Annotated in this window: 26 protein-coding genes and 2 pseudogenes; 13 read left to right on the top strand and 15 right to left on the bottom strand. The window is 67.8% G+C overall.

Annotation, left to right across the window (positions count from 1 at the left end):
* From IE262_RS34870 to IE262_RS40295, 4 genes and pseudogenes are all read left to right on the top strand, one after another.
* Nucleotides 1-197, top strand: a 197-nt coding sequence (locus IE262_RS34870) for an integrase core domain-containing protein (RefSeq protein ID WP_189879408.1), incomplete at its 5' end; no start/stop codon positions are given.
* Nucleotides 198-242: 45 nt separating this feature from the next.
* Nucleotides 243-497 (top strand): DegT/DnrJ/EryC1/StrS family aminotransferase, encoded by a 255-nt coding sequence (locus IE262_RS34865; RefSeq protein ID WP_229877809.1) that lies wholly within the window; start codon nucleotides 243-245, stop codon nucleotides 495-497.
* Nucleotides 482-565, top strand: a pseudogene (locus IE262_RS40650) (low molecular weight phosphotyrosine protein phosphatase); the annotation flags it as partial. The gene IE262_RS34865 and the pseudogene IE262_RS40650, both read left to right, overlap by 16 nt.
* 133 nt (nucleotides 566-698) lie before the next feature.
* The gene (locus IE262_RS40295) at nucleotides 699-914 is read left to right on the top strand and encodes a low molecular weight phosphatase family protein (RefSeq protein ID WP_268249600.1); all 216 of its coding nucleotides are present in this window, start codon (nucleotides 699-701) and stop codon (nucleotides 912-914) included.
* On the opposite strand, the gene IE262_RS34855 is transcribed toward IE262_RS40295, so the two are convergent.
* A complete protein-coding gene (locus tag IE262_RS34855; protein WP_189879438.1) occupies nucleotides 895-2079 on the bottom strand; it encodes a UDP-N-acetylglucosamine--N-acetylmuramyl-(pentapeptide) pyrophosphoryl-undecaprenol N-acetylglucosamine transferase in 1185 nt (394 codons plus the stop codon). The two genes, IE262_RS40295 and IE262_RS34855, sit on opposite strands and share 20 nt — an antisense overlap.
* A gap of 983 nt (nucleotides 2080-3062) precedes the next feature.
* Between IE262_RS34855 and IE262_RS34850 the strand changes: the two genes are divergently transcribed.
* The 7 genes from IE262_RS34850 to IE262_RS34820 are packed head-to-tail and all read left to right on the top strand — an operon-like array spanning nucleotide 3063 to nucleotide 10009.
* The gene (locus tag IE262_RS34850) at nucleotides 3063-4490 is read left to right on the top strand and encodes a protoporphyrinogen/coproporphyrinogen oxidase (protein ID WP_189879406.1); all 1428 of its coding nucleotides are present in this window, start codon (nucleotides 3063-3065) and stop codon (nucleotides 4488-4490) included.
* The gene (locus IE262_RS34845; protein WP_189879404.1) at nucleotides 4487-5572 is read left to right on the top strand and encodes a hypothetical protein; all 1086 of its coding nucleotides are present in this window, start codon (nucleotides 4487-4489) and stop codon (nucleotides 5570-5572) included. The genes IE262_RS34850 and IE262_RS34845 overlap by 4 nt, the downstream gene beginning before the upstream one ends.
* Nucleotides 5569-6120, top strand: a complete 552-nt coding sequence (locus IE262_RS34840; protein ID WP_229877807.1) for a P-loop NTPase family protein — start codon at nucleotides 5569-5571, stop codon at nucleotides 6118-6120. Before IE262_RS34845 ends, IE262_RS34840 begins: the two co-directional genes overlap by 4 nt.
* A 5-nt stretch (nucleotides 6121-6125) precedes the next feature.
* Entirely contained in the window at nucleotides 6126-7145 is a 1020-nt protein-coding gene (locus tag IE262_RS34835) for a glycosyltransferase family 4 protein (RefSeq protein ID WP_189879402.1), read from the top strand.
* Complete coding sequence (locus IE262_RS40290) at nucleotides 7142-8731, top strand: amino acid adenylation domain-containing protein (RefSeq protein WP_189879400.1); 1590 nt, start codon at nucleotides 7142-7144, stop codon at nucleotides 8729-8731. The genes IE262_RS34835 and IE262_RS40290 overlap by 4 nt, the downstream gene beginning before the upstream one ends.
* A gap of 34 nt (nucleotides 8732-8765) precedes the next feature.
* Nucleotides 8766-9236 (top strand): NUDIX domain-containing protein, encoded by a 471-nt coding sequence (locus IE262_RS34825; protein WP_189879398.1) that lies wholly within the window; start codon nucleotides 8766-8768, stop codon nucleotides 9234-9236.
* Nucleotides 9237-9238: 2 nt separating this feature from the next.
* Entirely contained in the window at nucleotides 9239-10009 is a 771-nt protein-coding gene (locus IE262_RS34820) for a phosphotransferase family protein (RefSeq protein ID WP_189879396.1), read from the top strand.
* Between the two features lie 210 nt (nucleotides 10010-10219).
* Here the strand turns inward: IE262_RS34820 and IE262_RS34815 are convergent, their stop codons facing one another.
* On the bottom strand, nucleotides 10220-10777 hold the full coding sequence (locus tag IE262_RS34815; protein ID WP_189879433.1) for a GNAT family N-acetyltransferase: 558 nt from the start codon (nucleotides 10775-10777) through the stop codon (nucleotides 10220-10222).
* Nucleotides 10778-10785: 8 nt separating this feature from the next.
* Entirely contained in the window at nucleotides 10786-11130 is a 345-nt protein-coding gene (locus IE262_RS34810) for a phosphotransferase family protein (RefSeq protein ID WP_268249598.1), read from the bottom strand.
* 260 nt (nucleotides 11131-11390) lie between these two features.
* Between IE262_RS34810 and IE262_RS34800 the strand changes: the two genes are divergently transcribed.
* Nucleotides 11391-12647 carry a phosphotransferase gene (locus IE262_RS34800; RefSeq protein WP_229877806.1) on the top strand — a complete coding sequence of 419 codons (1257 nt, stop codon included), beginning with the start codon at nucleotides 11391-11393 and terminating at the stop codon, nucleotides 12645-12647.
* 55 nt (nucleotides 12648-12702) lie between these two features.
* On the opposite strand, the gene IE262_RS34795 is transcribed toward IE262_RS34800, so the two are convergent.
* The 10 genes and pseudogenes from IE262_RS34795 to IE262_RS39945 all read right to left on the bottom strand — a co-directional run.
* On the bottom strand, nucleotides 12703-13353 hold the full coding sequence (locus tag IE262_RS34795) for a hypothetical protein (protein ID WP_189879395.1): 651 nt from the start codon (nucleotides 13351-13353) through the stop codon (nucleotides 12703-12705).
* Nucleotides 13354-13817: 464 nt separating this feature from the next.
* Entirely contained in the window at nucleotides 13818-14243 is a 426-nt protein-coding gene (locus IE262_RS34790; protein WP_189879393.1) for an NsdA family TPR-like regulatory protein, read from the bottom strand.
* Nucleotides 14244-14389: 146 nt separating this feature from the next.
* Entirely contained in the window at nucleotides 14390-14890 is a 501-nt protein-coding gene (locus tag IE262_RS34785) for a hypothetical protein (RefSeq protein WP_189879391.1), read from the bottom strand.
* 1219 nt (nucleotides 14891-16109) lie between these two features.
* Nucleotides 16110-16757, bottom strand: coding sequence for a hypothetical protein (locus IE262_RS34780; protein ID WP_189879389.1), 648 nt, complete (start codon nucleotides 16755-16757; stop codon nucleotides 16110-16112).
* A 320-nt stretch (nucleotides 16758-17077) separates the two neighbouring features.
* Nucleotides 17078-17599: a DUF6262 family protein gene (locus IE262_RS34775; RefSeq protein WP_189879387.1), complete on the bottom strand. Its 522-nt coding sequence runs from the start codon at nucleotides 17597-17599 to the stop codon at nucleotides 17078-17080.
* 9 nt (nucleotides 17600-17608) lie between these two features.
* Complete coding sequence (locus IE262_RS39955) at nucleotides 17609-17896, bottom strand: hypothetical protein (protein ID WP_229877805.1); 288 nt, start codon at nucleotides 17894-17896, stop codon at nucleotides 17609-17611.
* Nucleotides 17897-18219: 323 nt separating this feature from the next.
* Nucleotides 18220-18768, bottom strand: coding sequence for a phosphotransferase (locus IE262_RS34765; RefSeq protein ID WP_189879385.1), 549 nt, complete (start codon nucleotides 18766-18768; stop codon nucleotides 18220-18222).
* 72 nt (nucleotides 18769-18840) lie between these two features.
* The gene (locus tag IE262_RS34760; RefSeq protein ID WP_189879383.1) at nucleotides 18841-19308 is read right to left on the bottom strand and encodes a gamma-glutamylcyclotransferase family protein; all 468 of its coding nucleotides are present in this window, start codon (nucleotides 19306-19308) and stop codon (nucleotides 18841-18843) included.
* A gap of 155 nt (nucleotides 19309-19463) precedes the next feature.
* Nucleotides 19464-19712, bottom strand: a complete 249-nt coding sequence (locus IE262_RS39950; RefSeq protein WP_229877814.1) for an aminotransferase class IV — start codon at nucleotides 19710-19712, stop codon at nucleotides 19464-19466.
* 20 nt (nucleotides 19713-19732) lie between these two features.
* Nucleotides 19733-19897, bottom strand: a pseudogene (locus IE262_RS39945) (aminotransferase class IV); the annotation flags it as partial.
* A 227-nt stretch (nucleotides 19898-20124) separates the two neighbouring features.
* Between IE262_RS39945 and IE262_RS40285 the strand changes: the two are divergent.
* Nucleotides 20125-20247 carry a hypothetical protein gene (locus tag IE262_RS40285; protein WP_268249597.1) on the top strand — a complete coding sequence of 41 codons (123 nt, stop codon included), beginning with the start codon at nucleotides 20125-20127 and terminating at the stop codon, nucleotides 20245-20247.
* A 58-nt stretch (nucleotides 20248-20305) separates the two neighbouring features.
* Here the strand turns inward: IE262_RS40285 and IE262_RS34750 are convergent, their stop codons facing one another.
* Complete coding sequence (locus tag IE262_RS34750; protein WP_189879381.1) at nucleotides 20306-20779, bottom strand: TrmO family methyltransferase domain-containing protein; 474 nt, start codon at nucleotides 20777-20779, stop codon at nucleotides 20306-20308.
* A gap of 38 nt (nucleotides 20780-20817) precedes the next feature.
* A complete protein-coding gene (locus IE262_RS34745) occupies nucleotides 20818-22209 on the bottom strand; it encodes an NsdA family TPR-like regulatory protein (protein WP_189879379.1) in 1392 nt (463 codons plus the stop codon).
* Nucleotides 22210-22220: the final 11 nt, after the last annotated feature.

Raw genomic sequence — 22220 nt, 5'->3', positions numbered from 1 at the left:
CCAACGGCAAGGTCGAACGCCTCAACCGCACCCTGCTCGACGAGTGGGCCTACGCCCGACCCTACCGCTCAGAGCAGGAACGACGCGACGCCTTCCCCGGCTGGCTGCACACCTACAATCACCACCGCGGACACACCGCGCTCAACGGGCAACCACCCGCCAGCCGCGTCCCCAACCTCACAGGGCAATACACCTAGGGCCTGTTCTGAGTTGAGATCACGGGAGGGCAGGCAGGCTACCGCGTGCCCCACCGCGACCAAGTGTTCGCCGAGCTGCACGCCCAGGGCATCGGCGTCGGCGTCCACTACCCGCCTAACCACCTGCAGCCCGCCTTCGCCGCCTGGCACCGCCCCCTCCCGGCCACCGAGGAGGCCGGCCAGGAGATCCTGACGCTGCCCTTCCACCAGCACCTCACCGACAACGACATCGACCAGGTGACCACCGCCCTCCACCAAGCCCTCAAGACCGCTGGAGCCGCATCATGCGCAAGGTCCTGACGGTGTGCCTGGGGAACTACTGCCGCAGCCCGTTCGCCCAGAACGCGCTGGCCCACAGAGGCGGGCCGGGCCTGGAGGTCCGGTCGGCGGGGCTGATCGGGAAATGGCAGGACCAGCCCGCCAACGAGTCCATGGTCAAAGGGGGCCCGACGCCTGGGCCACGACCTCACCAGGCACCGCGGGCGGCAGATCACCCTGGGCATGCTCGACTGGGCGGACACCGTCTTGGCGATGGACACCTCGGTCCTCGACACGCTCCGGGCGATCTGCACTCAGCCAAACGAGCCCAAGCTCGCCCTGTACCTCAGCGACCGCGACGTCCCCGACCCGATGGGGCAGGACGACGACGCATTCAACGACTGCGCCGTCCTCATTGAGGCAGGAACGGCTCTTCACGTCAGCCGGCCACCCCAGTAACCGACTGGCCGGACGCGGCGGACAGGAGCTCGACCACGAGCCTGTCGGCCGCGTCCGGACGGCCATACGCACGGGCCCGCTCCGCCATCGCCCACCGAAGCTGGGCATCGGCCAGGAGCGGGCCCAACGCGTTCCGCACCTGCTCCGCCGTCACCGCGCCTTCGAGCGCGACCGCGGCCCCGGCCTCCTGCAGATGCCGCGCGTTGTGCGCCTGCTCGTTGCCCGCCGACGACGCCAGCGGCACGAACACCGCCGGCTTGCCCAGCGCGGTCAGCTCCGCCAACGTCCCCGCACCACTGCGGGAGATCACCACATCCGCGAGCGCCAGCACATCCGGCAGCTCTGGGCCGACGAACCCGGCCAAGTAGTACCGGCCCGCGAGCTCGGCGGACAGCCCGGCCGCCCGCGCCCGCAGTCCCTCGACGTTGGCCGGCCCGCACTGGTGCACCACGTTCGCCTGCTGCAGCAGCCACGGCAGCACCTCGCCGACCAGCTCATTGATCTGCTGCGAGCCCTGCGCGCCGCCGGTGACGTACACGGTCGGCAGCTGCCGCTCGAAGCCCCACACCTGCAGCGCCTGCACGGCCCTGTCCGCGTCTCCGGACAGCACTTCCGGCCGCACCGGGTTCCCCGTCACCACGGCGACCTGCCGCGCCGACTCCGACAGCAGCTCAAGCGTCGACTCCGACGACACGCAGATCCGAGTCGCCGACGCCGCCAGCTTCCGGTTCGCCAGCCCCAACCTGACCGTCTGCTCGTGCAGCACCAGAGGACGGTGGCTCATCCGAGCCGCCAGCCCGGCCGGGACCGCCACATAGCCGCCCGTCGCGAGGACCACATCCGGCCGGAAACGATCGATCGCCTTCCGGGCCTGCATTACCCCGAGCGGCACCCGCGCCATATCCCTGATGTTCGCCGGCGACGCCAGCTTCAGCGGGTTCTTCGAGCGGCGGATCTTACCGGTCACCACGCTGGTGAACGGGATGCCCTCGGCCGGGGCCACGCGTGCCTCCAGGCCGTCAGCCGTCCCAATCCACAGAGTCTCAAGCGCCCTACCTTCGGCAGCGAGCCGGGCCTGCAGAGTACGCACAGCAGTCAGCGCCGGGTATGTGTGTCCACCGGTCCCGCCGCCCGTGACAACGAGACGGAAAGGGGCGCTGTTCATCTGGGGCTGCTCCAAATCTGGCGGGAGATCAGGCGGGTCGTAACAGTAGCGGCTGCGGAACACGGTTTCGCCCGCCCGGCACGAATCCGCGCCATGCGTCGGCCCACAAAATTCGCCGCCACCGCCTGCCCTGCAGCCGGTGCTCGTATGATCACGCGCGGTCTGGTCCTCCGCTGATGGAGAAGACAATCTGTCTTCCGGCAGCCCGCGCGCCCCTCTTGGTGCTACGGCCAGGTCGGCATCGTCCGCACTGAGCTGGTCAGCGGGCGTCCAAGGTGACAGGTATAGAAGGCGGTCGCAAGCCAGCCGCGTCCCGCCGGTCCACCGAGCCAAGCAGCCAGCCTGCGCTACCGCTGAACGAACTCATCACCCGTCGCTGTAGTGGTCGAACCAGCCCGTCCACCCCGGCCCTTCCGGCCACAGGCGTCCCTGCGGGGCCAGCGGCCAGCTGGCGGCCACCGAGGCCGTGATGTTGGGCCTTGGGCTGCTGCCGTCCCACGCCATGACTGCGACCGCCGAACGAGTGGACGAGTCGCCCACACGAAAATACCCAACTCCCTACGTCACAGCACAGATAGACTCGTCAACGTCCGGCAACGGGCACCCGGGCGTCGCGGTCACAGACGGCATTGGACAGGATTCCTCGTCCCCGGGAGCGCCGTCTCGTGACACCACGATCATGCCAGAACCAACTCACCACTGAGCTCACCCGTGCTGGCATCGACCATCTCTGCGCGGATCCGGCCCGGCTAGAGGCTGCCGTACACGCTGCTGGACCCGGCCTGTTCCGTCTGAGCACTCTGCTGCATGGCCTGACTCCAGGGCCACGCCCCTCGACTGGCTCCCGCCTCCCTGAGCCCTTGCCCCCGGGTAAGCAGCGATCCTGCTCGCCGCCCGCCTGAGCCGCGAGTCACCGCCGTCGCAACGCCGCCCAGCCCGTTGCTGGGCGTGTCCACGTCATCTGCCGATCGAAGGAGGGCGTCATGCCCCACCCCGCGCACGCGCCAGACACCGGCCGGATCGTCATACTCGGGGCTGGACCATGCGGTCTGGCCTGCGCCGACGAGCTGACCCGCTTCGGGCACCGCGACTTCCTGCTGCTGGAGTCCTCGTCCGCCCCAGGCGGGCTCGCCTCCTCCGTTGTGGACGCGGCCGATTTCACGTGGGACCTGGGCGGCCACGTGGTCTTCTCCCACTTCGGCGAGTTCGACCGGCTGCTGGCCGAACTGTTCACCACCGAGGAGCTGCTGCACCACGACCGCTCCTCCTACATCCGCTACGGCGACGGATGGATGCCCTACCCCTTCCAGCACCACCTCCATCACCTCCCGGCGCCGGACGCCGCGGCCTGCCTTCGCGATCTTCTCGCTGCACGCCCCGACGACAGCGGGGGATCCGCAGCCCCGGCGGACTTCGCGACGTGGCTGGGCACCGTGTACGGGCAGGCCCTGGTGGACCGTTTTTTCGCCCCATACAACACCAAAGTCTGGGCAACGCCGCTTGAGGACATGGGTTCTGCGTGGGTCGCCGAGCGGGTGGCCCCCGTCGACGTCGAAGAGATCCTGGCCGCGTTCGTCGGTACCGTACCCGCGCGCCGGTGGGGCCCTAACGCCACCTTCGCCTTCCCCGCGTCCGGCGGCACCGGCGAGATCTGGCGCCGGCTCGCCGCCCGCATCGACGCCAGCCGCCTGCGCACCCAGGCGAACGTAGTCGCCATCGATCCCGGCACCCGCACCGTCATCCTCGCCGGGGGCAAGAAGGTCGGCTTCGACCACCTGGTGGCCACCGGCCCGCTGGACCAGCTCGCCGCCATGACCGCCACCTGCCCGGCCTCGCTCCGGACGGCCGCCCGGAGCCTGCGGCACACCACCGTGGCCATGGTCGGCCTGGGCTACCAGACACCGACCACCGACAGCCGGTCCTGGCTCTACTTCCCGCAGCCCGACATCCCCTTCTACCGGGCCACGAACTTCAGCAAGTACGCGCCCGCCAACGTCCCCGGCGCCGACACGGGCACCTACAGCGCCTGGATGACCGAGACCTCCCTCACCCCCGGCCAGGGCCTCGACCGCCATGCTCTGGTCCGCTCCTGCGACCAGGCGCTGCGCCGTCACGGCCTGGTGCCCGAGCAGGCGCCGCTCGCCAGCACCCATGTCGAGGTGATCCCGTACGCCTACCCGGTCCCCACCCTGGGGCGAGACGAAGTCTTGGCGCAGGTAGTGCCGTGGATGGAAGCCCATGGCATCTACCCCCGGGGCCGTTTCGGGACCTGGCGCTACGAGATCGGCAACATGGACCACGCGGTCAAGATGGGCATTGACATCGCCCGCCGCCTGCTGAACGGGACGCGCGAGGAACTCCTCGCCTCCGCACCCGACCTGTCCGCGGTCCGGGTGGAGTGCCGGTCGTGACCGGCGCGAAGACGTCCACGGTTCTATTCGCCGGACACCGCTTCCAGGTCGTCACCGACGTCACCTTCGACGCCGCCCAAGAGCGGTACCTTCGGGCCTTCGTTCCCGAGCACCAGCTCGCCCCACCGTGCGGGGAAGAGACGACGGTCCGGGTGCGTCAGGACGCGGACTGCTTCCAAGACCAGATGGCCCGCGCCGGGGGCGCCGAGTCGCTGACCGTGGTGCCGTTCCGCAGCGAGCCGTACCTTTCCTGCCAGCTCGACCAGATCACCTGGTGGCAGCCCGGCCCGGACACGCACCTGCCCCAGGACCACCTCTACGCCCGGGATGCGGCAGGCCGGCTGACCGTGCTGCTGAAACCTGGCGCCGAGGGCGGCGAGCGATACCTGATGCGTGCCGTCCGCGAGGTCGTCCTGCGCTGCGCCGAGAGTCGCGGCTTAACCTCCTTTCACGCCGCAGCCGCTGCCCACGACGACCATGGTGTGCTCATCGCCGGTCCCTCCCGGGCGGGCAAGACCACCGTGCTGACCGCGCTGGCCGCCCACCGCGGGGCCGACCTGATCGCCTCCGACCGGGCGCTGGTCACCGCCGACGCCAGCGTGGTGGCCGGAGTGCCGATCTCCGTCCGGATCGGCGGCGGGACCCTGTCCGCAGTCGCCCCGCGCGCGGGCCTGCCGAACCCGCACACGCTGCCCGACGCCTTTGGCAGCACCCGGAAAGCGGCCCTGACTCCACGCGAGTTCGCCCGCGCCTTCTCCTCTCGCGTACAGGAGATGGCGCGACTGCGGCTCGTCGTCATCCCACAGCTCAGCGAGGAAGACCAGAGCCTGAGCAGCCGTGTCCTCGGCGCGGAGCAGGCCCGCACCGCTCTTGCCGCGGCCTGCTGCACCCCGTACGACGAGGACTGGCGCCAGCCATGGTTCGCCGTCCGGACCCGGCCGGTGGAGGACCTGGCCTGCCAAGCCGCCGCCCTCATCGAGAGACTCATCGCCACAGTGCCGGTCCTCGCGATCACGGCCGGCGTGCACAGTCCTGACCTGTTGGAGCGGATCGCCGACACCGTGGCGGGGAGGCTCCTGTGACCCCAAGCCGCATAGCCGTGGTCGGACCGGTTGCCTCGGGCAAGTCGACGCTGTCCGCAGCGATCTCCGCGCACACCGGTCTGCCTGGCATCGACCTTGACGAGCTGTTCTGGGGTCCCGACTGGACTCCCCTGGACACGCCCGTCTTCCACAAAGGCGTCCGTGACCGCCTCGCTGGACCGGCGTGGATCGCGGACGGCAACTACGGCGGCGAGGTCGCCAAGATGCTCCTGGACCGCGCCGAGCTGGTGCTGTGGCTCGATTTGCCGCTGCGGATCTGTCTGCCCCGGCTGGTCAACCGCTCGCTGCGCCGGGCCGCCACCGGCGAAGAGCTGTTCGCCGGAAACCGGGAGACCTTCCGCCACCTGCTGGCCCCGGATTCCATCCTGCGCTGGGGACCTCTGCACCACCACCGGCACCGCCGCCGCTGGTCCGAGCGGCTCCACCCCGACCGCACGGCCGACCTGACTGTGGTGCGCCTCGACCGGCCCTCTGCCATCACTGCGCAGCTGCGCCGGCTCGACCTGCTGCCCGCAACAGAGAGGTGACGCGCGTGATCGCCTCCGTCGTCCGCGTGCCCTGGCACACCACCAACGGCGGCTACGACCGCCTGCTGGACCACCTGCCCGAAGTTCGCCGCATCACCCCGCCTCGACACCGGGGCGCGCGGCTGGCCTTCACGGCCGCCCACCGCGTGCTCGGCCCACAGTGCCCTCTACCGTTCTACCCGGCCAAGCACTTCGCCACAGACCTGCGCGTCCTCGCCTCCCGCCAGCCCGCGCACGTCTTGTACGGGGACGAGCAGTTCTGGTTCTCCCGGCACCGCACCGGCCCGACGGCCGTCACCTACCACCAGCCGCCCGACCAACTCGCACGGCTGCTGCCGATGCGGGTATGGCAGCGCCTAGCTTCGCGGGCCGATCAGATCATCGTCCTCGACTCCCATCAGCAGGCGTTCTTCTGCAACCTGCTCCCGGACGAGCGCGTGCACCTGGTGCCGCACGGCATCGACACCACAGCCTTCACCCCCGCCGCCGCGTCACCGGAGCCCGGCCGTCCACTGGTGCTGACCGTCGGCTGGTGGCTGCGCGACTTCGACACCCTCGACGCCGTCCACCACCTCCTGCACCGCCGCCACGGCGAGGAGATCGAGCTGACCGTCGTCACCCGGCAGGCCGCCTCCCGCCCCTGGCACCCGGCCGCCCGCATCCTCGAAGGGATCAGCGAACAGGAACTGATCGGCCTGTACCGGCGGGCTGCGTTCTTACTGCTGCCCCTGACCGGGGCGAGCGCCAACAACGCTCTGCTGGAAGCACTCGCCTGCGGTACCCCAGCCGTCGTTACGGACATCGGCGGTATCCGGCATTACACCGGAAACGGCCCGGCAGCCGTCCTCGTCCCACCCAGCAACGTCCCGGCCGCAGCCGAAGCCGCCGACAAGCTCCTTGCCGAGCTGGGCACCGCCGACCACACCGCACGACGCATGGCCGCCCGGGAGCGGGCCGAGTGCTTCGCCTGGCCGCTGGTCGCCGACCAAGTGCGCACCGTCTACCAGTTGCTGGGGGAAGGATGAGCGCCGTCGACGTGTGGTTGGACGTTGTGGTGCCCGCTCTCGTGACCGGGCTGCTGGCCCGCGCGAGCTGGGCCGCCATCGCTGTCGAGGTGAGTGCACAGTGGCTGCTGTCCGCCCCCGCCCACCGCCGCCCCGCCGACGAGGATAAGGAAGCGCCGTGGCTGGTGGTGCTGCTACCAATGCTCCGCGAACAAGCCGTCGCCGCCCAGTCGATCGCCGCGTTCACCGGGCTCGACTACCCCACCGGCCGGGCCGCCGTCGCGGTCATCACCACCGAACGCGAGCACACCGCCCGCGCCCAACACCGCGCCCGCCTGGCGGAGCTCGCCGCGCTGCCCACACTGACGCCATCCCATCTGCGGGGACTCTTCCCCGCCGCCCGTTGCCCCGCCGTTGCCGCCACCGTCAACACCACCCCGCCCGACGAACGCCTGGCAGTGCTGGCTAAGCAGTTCGACGCCGAGCCGAGCACCGCCGACATCGTGACCGCGCTGACCACCGGCCCCACGAGCGGGCTGCCGCTGGTGCACCTGCACCAGCCCGACGTCGGCGGCCGAAAGCCCGGACAGCTCAACTTCGCCCTCGACCGCCTCCCCGACGTGCTCGGGCCACTCGGCTGGCGCGAGGACGCCCACGCCCACGACACGTTCATCCTCGTCTACGACGCCGACGCCGTCCCCGACGCAGCCACCCTGACCGCCTTCGCCGACGCCGCCGCAACCCACCGGACACTCACCGACCGAATGCCGGCACTGATCCAGCAACAGCGGCTCCCTCTGCTCACCCGCCGCCCCTTCCCCCGCGGCATCGCCGGCCTCCTGCTGACCGAGGAGTGGGTCTACCAGCTGCGGCGCTCCCTCGGCGTCGAACTCGCCCGCGTACGCCTCCACCAGTGGCTCACCCGCTCCCGGATCCCGGAACCGGTCCGGATGTGGCTGCGGCCGATGGTGTACGCCGTCGGGTGCGGCATGGCCGTCCACCTCCCGGCCCTGCGCCATCTGGACGGTTTCCCCGAACCGATGGAAGACCTCGGCACCGGGCACCGCCTCTCCCTCCTCGGCGCCCACTTCGCACCATCCACCGCCCTGGTCCTCGACGAGCCCTACACCGACACCGCCGGCCTGACCAACCTCCATGCGCTCGCCTTCACCGCCTCCGCCCGTCCCGACCGCCACGCCCGAGAGGTCGCCCACCTGCCCAGCACCCTGCCCCGGTCGGCCAGGGCCGCCCTGATACTGCGGGAGTGGACGGACGAAGCCGCCTGGCTCCTCGGCGCACCGCTGCTAACCGCCGCCGTGGCCAGCGCCTGGTGGGCAGGCCCCCTCTGGGCCGGACTCGCCGCAGCCGGCGTCCTCCTTCACGGCCCCATCACCACCGCCCGGCTGCTCGCCCTGGCACCGGCTCTGCACCACCGCGTTATCCCGCCCGCCACCACCGAGCCAACCCCGTTCGCTGCCCCAGCGCGTCCGATCGCGCTCGTCGCGACCAGCCCCTTCCAGCCCTTCATCCGGCTGGCCGGGCCCTGGCGGCTGATCTGGGCCAAGGCCACCGGACACCGCCTCGGCTTCGGTAAGACTGAACGCTGAACACCTCAACCCCCGAGCAAGAATGGGAGCCCCCGTGGCTGAAACCGTTACCGCGACCGTCCGCAACGCCGCCAAGGCCGTCGTCCTCCATGACGGCCACGTCCTCCTCCAGCGCGCCCACTGGGATGGACAGGACTGCTACTTCCTTCCCGGCGGAGGCCAGCACCCCGGCGAGGCCCTCGACACCACGGTCCGCCGCGAGGTCCACGAAGAGACCGGCCTGGACGTCACGCCCGATCGCCTACTGTGGCTGCGCGAGTACATCGGCGCCCATCACGGCGGCGCCCCGGAGGACCACCGGGTTGAAGCGATCTTCCTGTGCCGGCCCGAAGGCGACCCGGGCCAGCTCGGCGGCCACGCAGAAGACGACGTGCAGACCGGGCTGGAATGGGTGGAACTGGAGAAGGTGACCGGCCTCAACCTCCTGCCCCAGGGCCTGCGGGGACCGATCGCCGACCTCGCCCACAGCGAGCCCCCCACCCGCTACCTCGGCGACATCGCCTGACTATGAGGATCGACGGCCGCGTCCCCGACGGTGCCACCGAAATCACCACCGGCCAGGCCAACCGCGTCTGGTACATCGGCGGGCGCGAGCCATACATCCTCAAGCACTACAGCGACCCGGCCCGCGCCGCCAACGAGGCCGCCGCCCTCGCCCTCCTCACCTACCACCGGGCCCCCAGCCCTCGCCTGCTGCACGCCGACGTCGATAGGCAGCCGGCCTGGACCGCCCAGAGCGCCGTCCAGGCCGAGCCTGTCCCCGCCGACCAGTTCCTGGATGAATTCGCCGGCCCCCTCGCCACAGTCCACGCCATCCCCGGAACCCACTTCGGGCGCCTCGCCGGAGCCACCCGCCACCACACCTGGCGCGACTACCTCCACGACCGCATGAACCTCTACACAGCCGCCGCACCCGATCTCGCTACTGCCGCAGCAGCCCTCCGCCGAGACCTCGACCAAGTGAATCTCGAGATCGAGCCCCGGCTGCTCCACCACGACCTCCAGCCCGGGCACCTGGTCCGCGTCCCAGAGGGTCCACGGCTCCTGCTGGACTGGGAACTCGCCGCTTTCGGCGACCCGGTGTCCGACCTCGCCCGCCTCGCCGTACGTCTGCGTCTGCTCTCATCTCTTCCCGTGCTCAGCCATGGGCACGCCCCAGCCGATCAGCAGCGCCTGGACCTGTACTGGCGCATCCACCTCCTCGCCGATGCGGCTCTGGCCACCGACCCGGGAGTCCGCGCGCACGCCCTGGCTCTCACCACCGGCACCAGTACATGAGGTGAACAGCCGCGGGTAGCTTCAACGGTCCTGACTATCCCCGCGCGTCAGCTTGCCAAGAGGGGCCAGGAAGTGCTGGCAGAGCCACGCGGGCCCGTCACCGGCCGTCGGGGCCGAAACGAGCCGCCGCGTAGCGCACCGTGCAGCAGAATCCCGATGACCGTCAGCGAAGGGCGAGTTGGTGCGACCCAGCCAGCGCATGAAGGAGTCCTACACCGGCGTGGTGGACTGCCACTCTCGATCGAGGATCGCGTGCACGACGGAGTCCCGCCATCTGCCAGCTTTCAGGACGTGCTCTCGGATCACTCCTTCCTCAACCATGCCGACAGCCGCCATCGTCTTGGCCGATGCGTCGTTAAGAGGAGATCGCGCTCCCCAGATGCGGTGAAGACCCAAATCGTCGAACCCGACGCTGAGCAGCAACCGCACCATCTCCACGCCGTATCCGACGCCCCAGGCATCTGGACGCAATGCGAAGCCCATGGTGGCTCCGCGCTGCTGATGCGGATCGGCAGCGAGACGGCCGAACCCGATCAGCTCGTTCGTGTCCCGTTCGATGACGGCGAGCGCGTATTCGATGCGCGGAGTCGCTCTCGCCGAGGCAATCGACCTGGCCACCATCTGGGCCACCTCTTCACGGCTACGCGGTTCGAACGACAGGTGCTCCGTAGCTTCGGGGCTGCCGTAGATGGCCAGCACCGCATCCACGTCCTCAAGGGCGAGCTCACGCACAACAAGGCGTGGGCTAGAACGCCCGACCGGATGCATGTAATACATCACATGATCCCTTTCCAGCTCCAGGGACGCGGCTCGGCACGGCCGCGCAGGCAGTCGACGCGGTACTGTGCCTCGGCTTGCCACACGGGGCGCGTTGCGGCGTGCTGGGCCGCGTAAGTAGTCATGCGCAACTCACGGGCTCCAGCGAGTAGGTGGTACCCCTCCCACTGCGTGACGTCTATGCCGTACGCAGAACAGAACTCGGCATACTCCGCTGCGGTGACGGTGGCGGTCGTGGACACCTTGACCGCGATGGACACCAGATCCCATTCTGGCGGCCCGACGGAGGCACGCTCGAAGTCCAGCAGTACCGGCCCGTCCATCGTACGTACGACGTTGCCCACCCTTCACTAGGCTCTCTGAAGTTGTCGGATTCGATGGCGGTGGAGGGGACTTGGGCGACGAGAACGAGGACGGGTGGAGAGTCGAGTTCTATGACTTCCTCAAGCCTGCACCGAGCCCGCCGGACGAGTACCTCGCTTCCTTCGGAGACCTCCATGAGCGAGCCGCGCGCAACAAAGCTCGGCACGGTACGCCGATCATCATCCCTCCGCACGGGATGCTGCCTGACCCTCGCCTGAACCTGTTCTTCCGTGTACGTCCCATGACGGGGCGGAAGCCCAGGACGTGGCGGCGCTACGCGATGACGCTGGTGGTGTGGCTCAACTTCCTCGACGCGGTCGGTCGCGATTGGACCGAGGCCACGCCGCAGGACGTGGAGGCGTTCAAGGACTGGCGTCTGACGGATGTCCGCAACCCTGAGCGCATCATGCCGGGGAGCTTCGACACCGACCGTGCCGCCCTGAACACCTTCTACTCCTGGGCATCGGGGGCCTATGCGCTGGTCAACCCCGTTCCCAGTGTCTCGACGGCCGAGGAGGACGAGCGCCAGGAGCAGGAGATCGGTCCGGATGGTCAACGGCGTGGCTCGTCGTTCTCGCCCGCGGGCCACTGCGTGCGATCGGTGTGCCAAGCTCGGCCCGTGGACACCATGGCCAAGATCCTCAAGACAGCCTGCGGCCAGCTCGGCATCGACGCGACGGATGCCGAAGGGATCCGGCAGGGCGAGAACGCGATCTATCGGCTGCCGGGGGCCGTCGTCGTACGCATTGCCCGAGTCGGCCAACACGAGGTCGCAGCACGGGAGATCCGCGTAGCTCGTTGGCTCGCCGAGAACGGAGTGGCAGCGGTCGAAGCCCTCCCGGTGGAGCAGCCGTTGCTGGTCGAGAGCCGGCCGGTGACCTTCTGGAAGGAGCTGCCACCGCACCGCCCAGGCACCCCTGTCGAGACCGCCACCATCCTGCGCCAGCTCCATGGCCTCCCGGTTCCCGCCGACCGGAACTTTGGCCGCCTGGCGCCCTTCGTACGGCTCAGGGAACGGCTCACCACAGCAACAGTCCTCATGCCCGACGACCGGGAGTGGGTGCTCGGACACCTTGCGGCCCTCGAAAGCCGGTGGGCGGACGGGCTACCGACCGGGCTGAGCGAGACAGCCGTTCATGGCGACCTGTGGAGCGGGAATCTCGCGGTGTCCGACGACGGCGTGGTGCGGCTCCTCGACCTAGAGCGGTTCTCTGTAGGCCGTCCCGAGTGGGACCTGGTCTCCACCGCCATCAAGTACACGTCGTTCAACATGATCAGCCAGGCCGACTATCAGGCGTTCACCCAGACCTACGGCGTCGACGTCACCGAGTGGCCCGGCTACCCGCTTCTACGTGACATCCGAGAACTGCGGATGATGTGCTACCTCGCCCAACTCGCCACGGAGCAGCCTCAATTCACTTCCGAGGCCCTACTGCGCGTCGACTGTCTGCGCGGCCGACGCGGCCCACGGCCATGGACGTGGACCGCCTCTCCATGACCGCCCTGCGACAAACGGGGGCGAGTGGTAGCGGTACAGCGGCTGGCGCCCACCACTACATGGGGTCCCCGCCCAGCGTTCTTCCTTTTTCGGTGAGTTCGAAGTTCGGCATGCCCGGCACGAAGGTGAGACAGATCGGTTTGGCCGATCTGGCGATGAGCTGCCGCGCCGACAGGTAGCCGATCACCTGGCCCCGCAGGTCCGCGTCCTCGCCCAGCCAGTCCCCGATGATGCCGACGTACACCTGCGGTGCTCCCTGCTGCGTGAGGGAGTGCAGCAGGCGGAAGACTCTACGGATCGCCTGCCGGAGCCGAGGATCGTCCACATCGGTGGAGTTGCCCCCGCGACAGTCGCCCTGGGTCGGCTCTACGGCCTGTGCCCGCCCCGCACGCGGGCCCGCTGGCTGAGCCCTCTCGATGAGGTCGCTCCAGTACTGCTGGTTCGGCTCCTTCTCGCCAGCCCAGTGGCTCCAGAGGTGCACGAGCGCCCACACCGAGTCGGCGTCGCGAGGGACGCGAGCCTTGGCCGTCGGGTCTTCCGGCACCCAGTCGCTGATGCGCTTCGAGATGCGCTGCGCTCGGGAGTCCGTGAACGAGTAGGGCTCCGCCTTCAGGGCCTTCCTTACCTCGCTCTGTGAGAAGGGCAGCCTGGCCGCTCGCCTGGCCTCGTCGGCCCGCTTCTTGAGGGCGTGCAGCTCGCTGCGCAACCTGTGGGCGTCCGCTGCGGTGATGATGCCTCCCCGTGCTCCCCGACCTCTCCAGCGCCCGCATCGGGCGCCTGCGGGCGGGCCTGTGACCAGCAGCCTAGAACGGGCCTGCCCGCCTTACCCGACCTCTCGGACACCACATGGGCCGAGCCTGCACTGTCGTCCCACTCGACCGCTGGGGTCGAGGAGGGAGGTAGTTGACGTGTACGTGGACGCAGTGGTGATCGGGGCAGTGATCACAGGGGCCGCGATGCTGGGGGCTGCGGTGGTGACCGGAACGGCCGCGATCGTGGCGGCGGTGATTTCGCGCCGCGGTCGCGGTGGGGGCCAGTCTCCCAGTTCTTGACCCGCCTGGGAGAAGAGTGCGGCGCCGGAGGAGGCAGACCGGGGCGGGCCCGTCACGGATCTATCCGCCCGCCCCGGAGACCAGTCCGGCTGACGCTACAGCCGCTACAGTGCAGCCCTCAGTTCGGGTGGGAGGCCAGGAAGAGGCGGGCGCGCTCGTCGAGCTCGGCCACGCACTGTACGCCGCGGGCCCGGTACGGGCGCAGGTCGGAGCGGAGCGAGCGGACGGCCTTGAGGGTGCGAGTCGACCGTACCCCGGCCATGGTGTCGATGGCTCGGCTCCAGGTGGTGCACGCCTGCTCGATGCCGCCCTGTTTGGCCTGCTGCTCGGCCTGGGCGACGAGGTCCAGGGCGATGATCCTGGCGTACGTCGTCCCCGGCCGGCTCGCTGCGGCGGTCGCGTAACTGCGGGCGGAGTTGGGCCGGTCGCCGAGGGAAGACCTGGCCGCCGCCCGCACCAGCCTCCGCAGAATGATCCGCGCAGAGAACACCCCCGACAGCGAGTGAGTGATGGTGGCCGCCCCACCGGACGGGGCGGCCACCATCCTCATTCACATGCCGCGAACGCGGACACGAGAGACTGTGTGGCTCTGTTCACGAGCTTCGACAGTGCCGAGCCTTCCTCGCGGGCCGAGTGCGGCCGTCGCTCGCCGCTCCTCCAAGTCGTTCAGTGTCGACCTACGGATAGGAATCACCGCTCACCGTAGGCAGTAAGGGAAGCCTCGACAGCCCGCGCCTCACGCTCTTCAACCTTGGTGGCCAACTTCTCGTTCGGCATTTGCGCAGCAGCCATCCGCGCATCGGAGGCGGCCATCCAGGCGGCCTTAGCAGCTTCGACATACGGGGAAGATTCACCCTTTTCCACCGAGACAATCTTTGTGGCTTCCTCGGCTTCCGTTGCAGCCCTAGCCGCCTCCTCCGCGACGTGGGCCCATGGCCCGCCTCCCATATGTTCGCCTGCTTGCGCGCGAGCATTGGCATCGGCCGCAGCAGCTTCGGCCTCAGCAGCGGCCTCGGCGGCGCGCCGAGCAGCCTGAGATGCCTCGCCGTCATGGGATTGCTCATGCGCAGCAGCCGCGGCTGCTCGTCGAGCAGCGCTGCGAGCGCGTGTGGCAAAGGCAGAGACGTTAGTAACGCTTTCGTTTCCGGCCACGTTGATCACCTCATCGTCATCACAAGAGACTCTGCCCATGGTGATGTGCTGCCCTCATCACCGTATCTCGGGAGCCGCTAGCGCGCGATCTGCGCGGATTCCCGCACCCCCCGACCAGCGACTTCGCCAACGGCAAAGGCCCGCAGCTATCGAGGAAGGCCCACCCTGCCTGGGAGCACCGCGGCCGGCAGGGTGTTGTCCGTTCCCGTGAACACCCGGCTCGATCCAGCCGCCTCCCGAGACTGTGAGCAACCGCTGTCGGTAACTCGTGGACAGAAGCAACCGTGCCTCATGTGACAGACAGAGCCATCGGCCATCTACCAGCAAGTTCACTTGACAACTCTAGATAACGATGGACCCGCGCGCCGAGCACCTGGTGATCAGCCGCTTCAAGGACCTCGCCGCCGGGAAGACCGCGGTCTTCGTGACGCACAACCTGGAAAACACCAATTCTCTGGGGGTTCGGGCTGTAGCAGTGGCGGGATGCTCAGGCTGATGCAGCTCAGCGCCGGTGTGCTGGAGCCTATCCATCGCAACAGGTGTGGTGCTATCGCTGGATCGGGTGAGCTAATGGCCGCCCGGGAGGAGTGGCGATCTACTTCAACGCCCAGACCGCCGACCTACCCCCATCTGACAGGACCTCGAGGGTCTCGCATCGGAGCAGCGCGACTTCCGCGTGTGGACGTCGTCCGGTGGAGTGAGTTGAGGTCGGCTACACACTCAGGAGATAAGCGGTGAATTCCTCTGCAGATTACCTTGGATCATATCCAAAATGAGCAAGCCTAGCCAAGTGAGCAACAAGGCGCCAGCGGCAGCCTTAGTGCGCCTTGGAGACCCGAAAACAACCGGAATGGTTGAAATTACAAAATACCCCAAGATGGATACGACGGCGAGGTTGTGATAGGTGTTTGCCGCAGTCTGCAACCTACCTGATTGATTCATCGAATGAATCTGAAGCACCAGCGCCGAGAGAAGGCAAGTGGCAAAAGTTGCGGTATGCCAAATTCGAGACCGATACAGCAACCCAGAGGGATTACCCCCGCGAAGCTCGGCGGAGACTATAGCCAGCTCACAGCCAATGAAGATATCCCCGGGAAGACTCGCCCGTGAGTAATCGTAAAATCGCCCCTCCCGTACAACCCGAAGCAGCCCAACCATACCTGCACTGGCAACAACCACAAGTGCCAGGACGACGTTAGGCCGCAATTTTCTAAGCAGCCAAACGCTCAAAGCCCCTCCCATTCTGACGGGACGGAATCTATGAACGACTAGTGTCCCACCTCCTCTCCTCCGACCTGGCCGTCTCGCAAGCCATCATGCGGAGCTTCTTCAGATAGGGGCTATCGGGGTCATTAGCAAATCTCATCATCATCACCGCTGCCGCAATATTAACGGCAATCATGAGAATGTAAAAGGAGGCGAGAAGCCAGAAAACGACCGCATTCGCATTTTCCCTGTAGGCGATGTAGCAAGTGTAGGCAGTGAAGCCTACAACGATGATGACGTGAGAGACGAAAGTCAGGACCGTTAGAACAGCGAATGGCCACAAACTTGACTTCCATCCGGCAAATAGCCCTTGATGTAGCGTGGTGAAGCCCGGGAAATTTACCTTCCGGTTCCACGGCTGATTGGACAGATGGGCCTCTAGGTGCATCAGGTAGCTTTGCCTGACCCGCGATGCCGCGTACTGGAAAGTGACGTACCCGGTCAGAATGAGCAACGGGAAAGGTGCAGCCATCAATAGCTCTGGCTGCAATTTTGTCTGCCTTTGCTGATCGGCAAGGTATGCGACCGCCGCAGCGAAGTAGGCAAGAGTTCCCGTAGTCACCGCAATGATTAGAGCAGCTGTGTTCTGCTCATCATGGCGCTCAGACTCGTAGACCAGTCTGAGATTCTCGTCTTCCATGCCGCCCTACCTCCCGCCGAGTCACTTAGATTCTGCAGCAGAGGCAGGGTGTGTTCTAGAAAGGTCTGCCATTTGGGTCAAGCGGCTTGCATAAGGTGCTTCCAAAGGTTTCACGGGCGGGGTGGCAGGGTGTACCGGTCTCCGGGAGGGGAAGGACGGGGTCATCGTTCCTCAGGACGTCGCTGACCAAGCCCGCAACACCGTGGAACGGCCCCAGGCCGCCCGAAGGACGGTGAGCACCGTCATCACCGACTCTGCAAGGCGAATACCGTCCGCGAACCCCCTGGCTACCGGTTGGGATTCAACGGAGGCCAGGAGAACTAGCGGGATTTCGCACAGTGAGGCTGGTTCAGGACACGGGTCAGTTCCCGGTTGGCGGCCCGGGCTGCCTCAAGTTCTTCCGTCCTTTCCTCAAGCTCTCCGCGCTTCTGTGCGAGTTCCTGTTCCAACGAGGCGATGCGGCGCTGGAGTTGGTCGATGTTAGGTGCGACCCCGAGCCCGGACTCGCTCCATGCCTGCTCGCCAAGCTGCTCGGAAAGCCGAGTCTCCAACTGGCGCACTCGCGTGGCGAGACGGGTGTTCCGCTCCAGCGCGTTGGCGAGATCGGCCTGCAAGGAGGCCCGGCTGACGGCAGCCAGTCGTCCTTCCTCGACAGGCGTGTGGGCAGCGACGTGAACACGTTCGAGCAGGTCACGGTGACGGTACAGGAAACTGCGGTCGACCCGGGCGGCGCGGGCGAGGCCGGAGACGGTGATGTCGCCTCCGGTCCGCAGGGCCGCGTCTAGGGCCTTGATCACGCGATCCCGGCGTCGTGCGGAGTCGGCTTGCTTGCCGTCGATCAATGCTGGGGGTCATGCGGTCCTCTCGGGGCGGAGGTCGGGCAGGGGTTGCCTCACCTTCGGCATGCCGAGCGAGACGACGCCCGCCCGCGTTCTGCGGACGACGGTGATGGCCTGCTGGATCTGTGCCCGGTCCTCGTCGGTGAGGTCGTCGAGTTCTTCACGGACACGTTTGACCAGACGGCGCACTCGAGTGATCTCGTCGTCCGAGGGCGCGGTCGGCGTCCTCGACCAGCCCCAACTCGTCGTCCACCACAGTCCAGTACCGGGTGCCTGACGGCAGCTGTACAGGGAATGCACGCACTGGTACCCCACTCGACGAGTCGATCGCAACGATCCACCGCAGAGCCACACCCCCTGAGAACCGTCGCAACCTCTCCAACGAGAGACCTCCGTACGACGTCACACCACAGCTGGGGAACCCCCAGAGAATGCCCGTATCGCCGACCGGATCATCCTTCTCAACGGCGGCCGCGTCCGGGAAGAAGGCACCTGGCAGGAGCTCATGGACCTTGGCGGCCTGCTCGCCGAGCTCTACAAGCTGGCCCAGGACCGGTGAGAGTTGCAGCGGGCTAGAGAGCCATCAGCCAACGCGACACCTTCGAATCCGACAACCCACTTGCCTAGTGAACGACCCACGCATCACCGTGTACGACACACTCGGGCAGGCCCTGGGGCCGGCGCTCCCACTGCTCGCGAAGTTCCGCATGCCGATCCCGCAACCAGGCGCGATCGTCCTCCGACAGCGACGTGGCCGCCTCGATCCGCTCGGGCACCCGGACGAACGGGTCCAGCCGGTCGAGCGGCAGGTCCGGGACGGGCAATGGGTGAAGTTGCTTCAGCAGCGTCACGACGTCCATGACGTTGGCGATCTCGTGCGGCGGGAGCTCGGCCCAAAAGGTCACGGGCTGGCCTCCGGCCTCGATGGGCTGCTCGAACGGCAACGCTCGCACGGCCGACACTCCGTTGTCGGCGAGCCACCGGACCACGAGGACCTCGCGCAAGGCGGCCTTCCACTGGCCGGCGCGGGCGATACGGACGATTACATTGCTGGCGAGGCGCCAGATCTCGTTCTCGGCGAGGCGGACGGGCTCGGCGCCTGCGGGGTCGAAGCCTGCGAGAGCGCAGGCTTCTCCTAATACGGCACGGGCGGGTACAGCCGAGATCGTCATATCAGCAAGGTAGTCGTGAGCCGCTTGTGCTGGTGAGAGTTACCATGTCTGACCAGCCTGGCGCTGGACTGCCTACTCGCCCTTGGGCTCGCCTGCGGCCAGCCTCGGGCCGATCCGGGCGCACCGAGCGGCGTAAGCCTGAAGATGCAGACTCTCGAATTCGGCTCGGTCCCAGTCCTCTGGCCGGACCTCCCCGTCCGGCCAGGTGTACGCCAACCCGTGATCGCCGGTCGAGAGAGTCACCTCCCGCAAGTCGTATCGGTTGTCCTCGAACGAGTCGAGCAACGTCCATTCCTGGTCGCTCAGGTCGGTGAGCAAGAGGCCGGCCGCGGCGGTTCCGGGCGCGGCAACGAGTCCGGGATAGACCCGGCCTTCGAGCGCGGCAGCACGCCACCCCGGTGCGGAAGCAAGAATGTGGGCCGGTACTCGCCCCAACAGAGCTTCGAGGACGGCAGCGAACTGGAGCCTGCCGTAAACGAAGAGCTCGCCAGGCGCATCGGAGAGGCGAACGAGGCGGCTGGAAGGCTGGACCAAGGTCATGCCTGCAAGGTACTCGTGATCCGTCGGCGCGGGTATGCGGTCTCCTCCACCTGACAACGGGGGTGGCACGGTGGACCGGCCGCGCGTGGTTCGCCCGGGATCGGCGTCCCGTCCGGGAAGCCGCGCACCGCATGGCCAGCCGCTCGGCGGTACAGCTACAGGGTCTCGCCGGGGATGGACAGGTACGTCTCGCGGAGCGCGCTCAGCACAGGGTGCTGAGCCGGCAGTTCCTTGTCGTCGATCGCCGACAGGGCGCGTACCCCGATGCTGGTGTTCGTCGCGAAGACCGCCGCCATACGCTTGGCCTGGTCGATGCTGATAGGGGCGGTGCGGTGCTCGACGCCGTTGCCGTTCTTCCGCAGGGGGCCATCGTCACGCCGGGCAGCACGGGTGCCTGCGGCCACACCACGGTCCCGTTGCCGTCGATGAAGGCGACGTTCCAGGTGCCGCCCTCGCTCACGAGACCTTCGCGGCCGACGAATAGCGCGTCGCCGAACCCCGCACGCCCTGCTGACACACGGGCGTGCAGGGCACCGAAGAGACCGACGTGCTTCACCTCCAGCAGGTCGCGCTCGTACGGCGCGCTCATGGCGCGGAGCGGCTCCAGGGGCAGGCCGCCGGCACCGCGCACCGACACCATGATGTGCGGTTCGTCAGCGCCGGGTGTCCCATCTCGACCTTCGGGCCGTAGATCGTGACTCGGACAACGCACGGGCGCTCTGCCCGTCCAGGCCCCGGCGGACGCGCACGGTGTTCGCTGGTCACTGACGTTTTTCTCGGCGCAATGACCTACGGCGAAGCGGTGTGAAACACCCCATGCATGAGCAGGCCGGACGGGATGGGCCCGGCTGGCGCACGCCGCAGCACGTGGCCCTCGGCCTCAGCCGGAGCGGCGACATCGCCCGCGCCGCCCTCGTCCTCAACGGAATCTGGAAATGATCACCGCTGGGAAACGTACTCACGACAACCCGATCCCAGCCGAACTGCGCCCCTCGTTTCAGCCCTTCTCTGCCCAGTAGTTCTCCAGCATCTCGCCAGGCCACGCGGGCTCGTGAACCGGGCCGCGCGGCCCCATCTCGATGAAGAATGGAGAGAGGTCGTAAATTTTTGTACCGACCACGGCGTCCAGGTCGGTCACTCGCAGACGGAGGCCGTCGACTCCCAACAGGCGAGGGAAGGACTGCGCGAGCTGGTTGGGGCGCCGGTGGTTGCGGTGCGCGAAGGTGCCTGTTGCTGGCCACTGCGGGTTTCCGCGCGGGCTGCGAGCGTGGTACTCGACGTCGCTCGGGGACGCTTGGTCGAAGTGCCACACGACCACCAGATGAGAGAATTCCTCCAGGCCCTGCACAGAGTCGAGTGGAAACTCATCCTCATCGAGCTGAATTACCGACTCGACGCCACCCCAATAGTCATCCGCGACCTCCCTACGGCCCGCGACAACTTCCCCGATCGGCTTGATCTCCAAAGTCATGGCCCAGCCTTTCGACTCCGTCTCAACAACACTTGCGATCAATCTACTTGCGCCAGATACGCCGCCGCGCGGGCATCGAGTACGCCCACTGCAGGGATGCCGCGCTTCCGGTAGGGCGACAGAAGTTGTCGCATCTCGACGACCCTCTGCCGCGCACGGCCGGAGTAGATCCCGTCCTCCATCGCGTCCAGGACGCTGGCCCATGTCGCGCAGGCTTCTTCGACGCCCCCCTGTGCGATCTGCGTCGCGCCCATGTACCCGAGGGTAACCGCGTGCGTCCGTCGGAACGCAGTCCCACGCGTGCGCACGGAACGCCGGAACTCCTTGATCGCCCGCTGGTGATCACCGAGATCCCGGAGTGTGCATGCGGTCTCGTGCGCCAACGACGCCTCGCCGAAGAAGAACGTGCGGTCCGGCTCCCTGATGCCGTCGTGGGCGTTCGACAGATCGTCCTCCGCTCGCAGCAGGGCCCGGGCTGCCTCTTGGTTGTGGCAGTTGGCGGCGAGAGTCCGCGCGTGCACTACACCCAGGAGAGCGCGTTCCCGGGGGGTGGCGGCTGCATACCGCTCGCCGTGCACCGAAGCCTGCGCGATCTGAAGGGCTTCGCGCCGGAACCCTAGGTCGAGTGCCTGGTGCGCCATGGCCCGCAGTATGTGTCCGATCAGAGGTGCGTCGCCGGAGCGCGCTGCCAGCTTCACCGCGGTATTGAAGCGCTGGAGCGCGATCGCATGCTCGCTGTTGTCGAAGGCCATCCAACCCGATAGATACGCCAGTTCGGCGGAGGCCGCGAACATGGCGCGCCGGGTCTCATCGTCAGCGAACCTGCCCCGGAGGAAGTTGTGGGCCTCATGCCGCAGGTACTCGTCGACCGCGCGCCGGCCGTGCCCGCCGCCCCGCCGCTGATCCATGCGCGAGAACGCTAGGGTCAGCTCCCGTACTGTCTCGACGTCTCCCAGGCCGACGCGCTTGCCCGTCGACGGCTCTTCGACTGGTGGCCGCGACATGGCGTCCCACCACGTCTCGTCCGGCAGGATCAGGGCCGCCGCAGAGTACACCCCGCCTGCCAGCAGGCGGCGCCGTTCCGGGTCCACGCCACTCCCTAGGTCGTTCAGCGTGATCAACGGATCGACGCGCCAATCCAGCGCCCCCTGCGCCGGTGAGGTGGAAGCTGCGAACCCGATCTCTTGTGGCGTGATCTCACGCTTCAAGCGACGGGACAGCGCCTGGCACAAGATAGCGGGTGCGATTCCTGTCGGCTGGGTGCCTCCCACCCACATGCTCACGTGGGAGCGCCCGATCTTGGAGTTCTCCCGGACCTCGCCGTTCAGTGTCTCCTCGGCGACTCGGTTGTACGCCGCGGCGGCCTGGGCCCGTGACCAGCGAGCTTCCTCCAGCAGTGCGGCTAGCTTCTCGTTCCGCTCGCGCGCCATCCTTGCGCCCT

Source organism: Streptomyces bluensis, assembly GCF_014650715.1.
GTDB lineage: Bacteria > Actinomycetota > Actinomycetes > Streptomycetales > Streptomycetaceae > Streptomyces > Streptomyces bluensis.
Note: the sequence above shows the minus strand (reverse complement) of the source record. Positions and strands in the feature narration are given on the sequence as shown.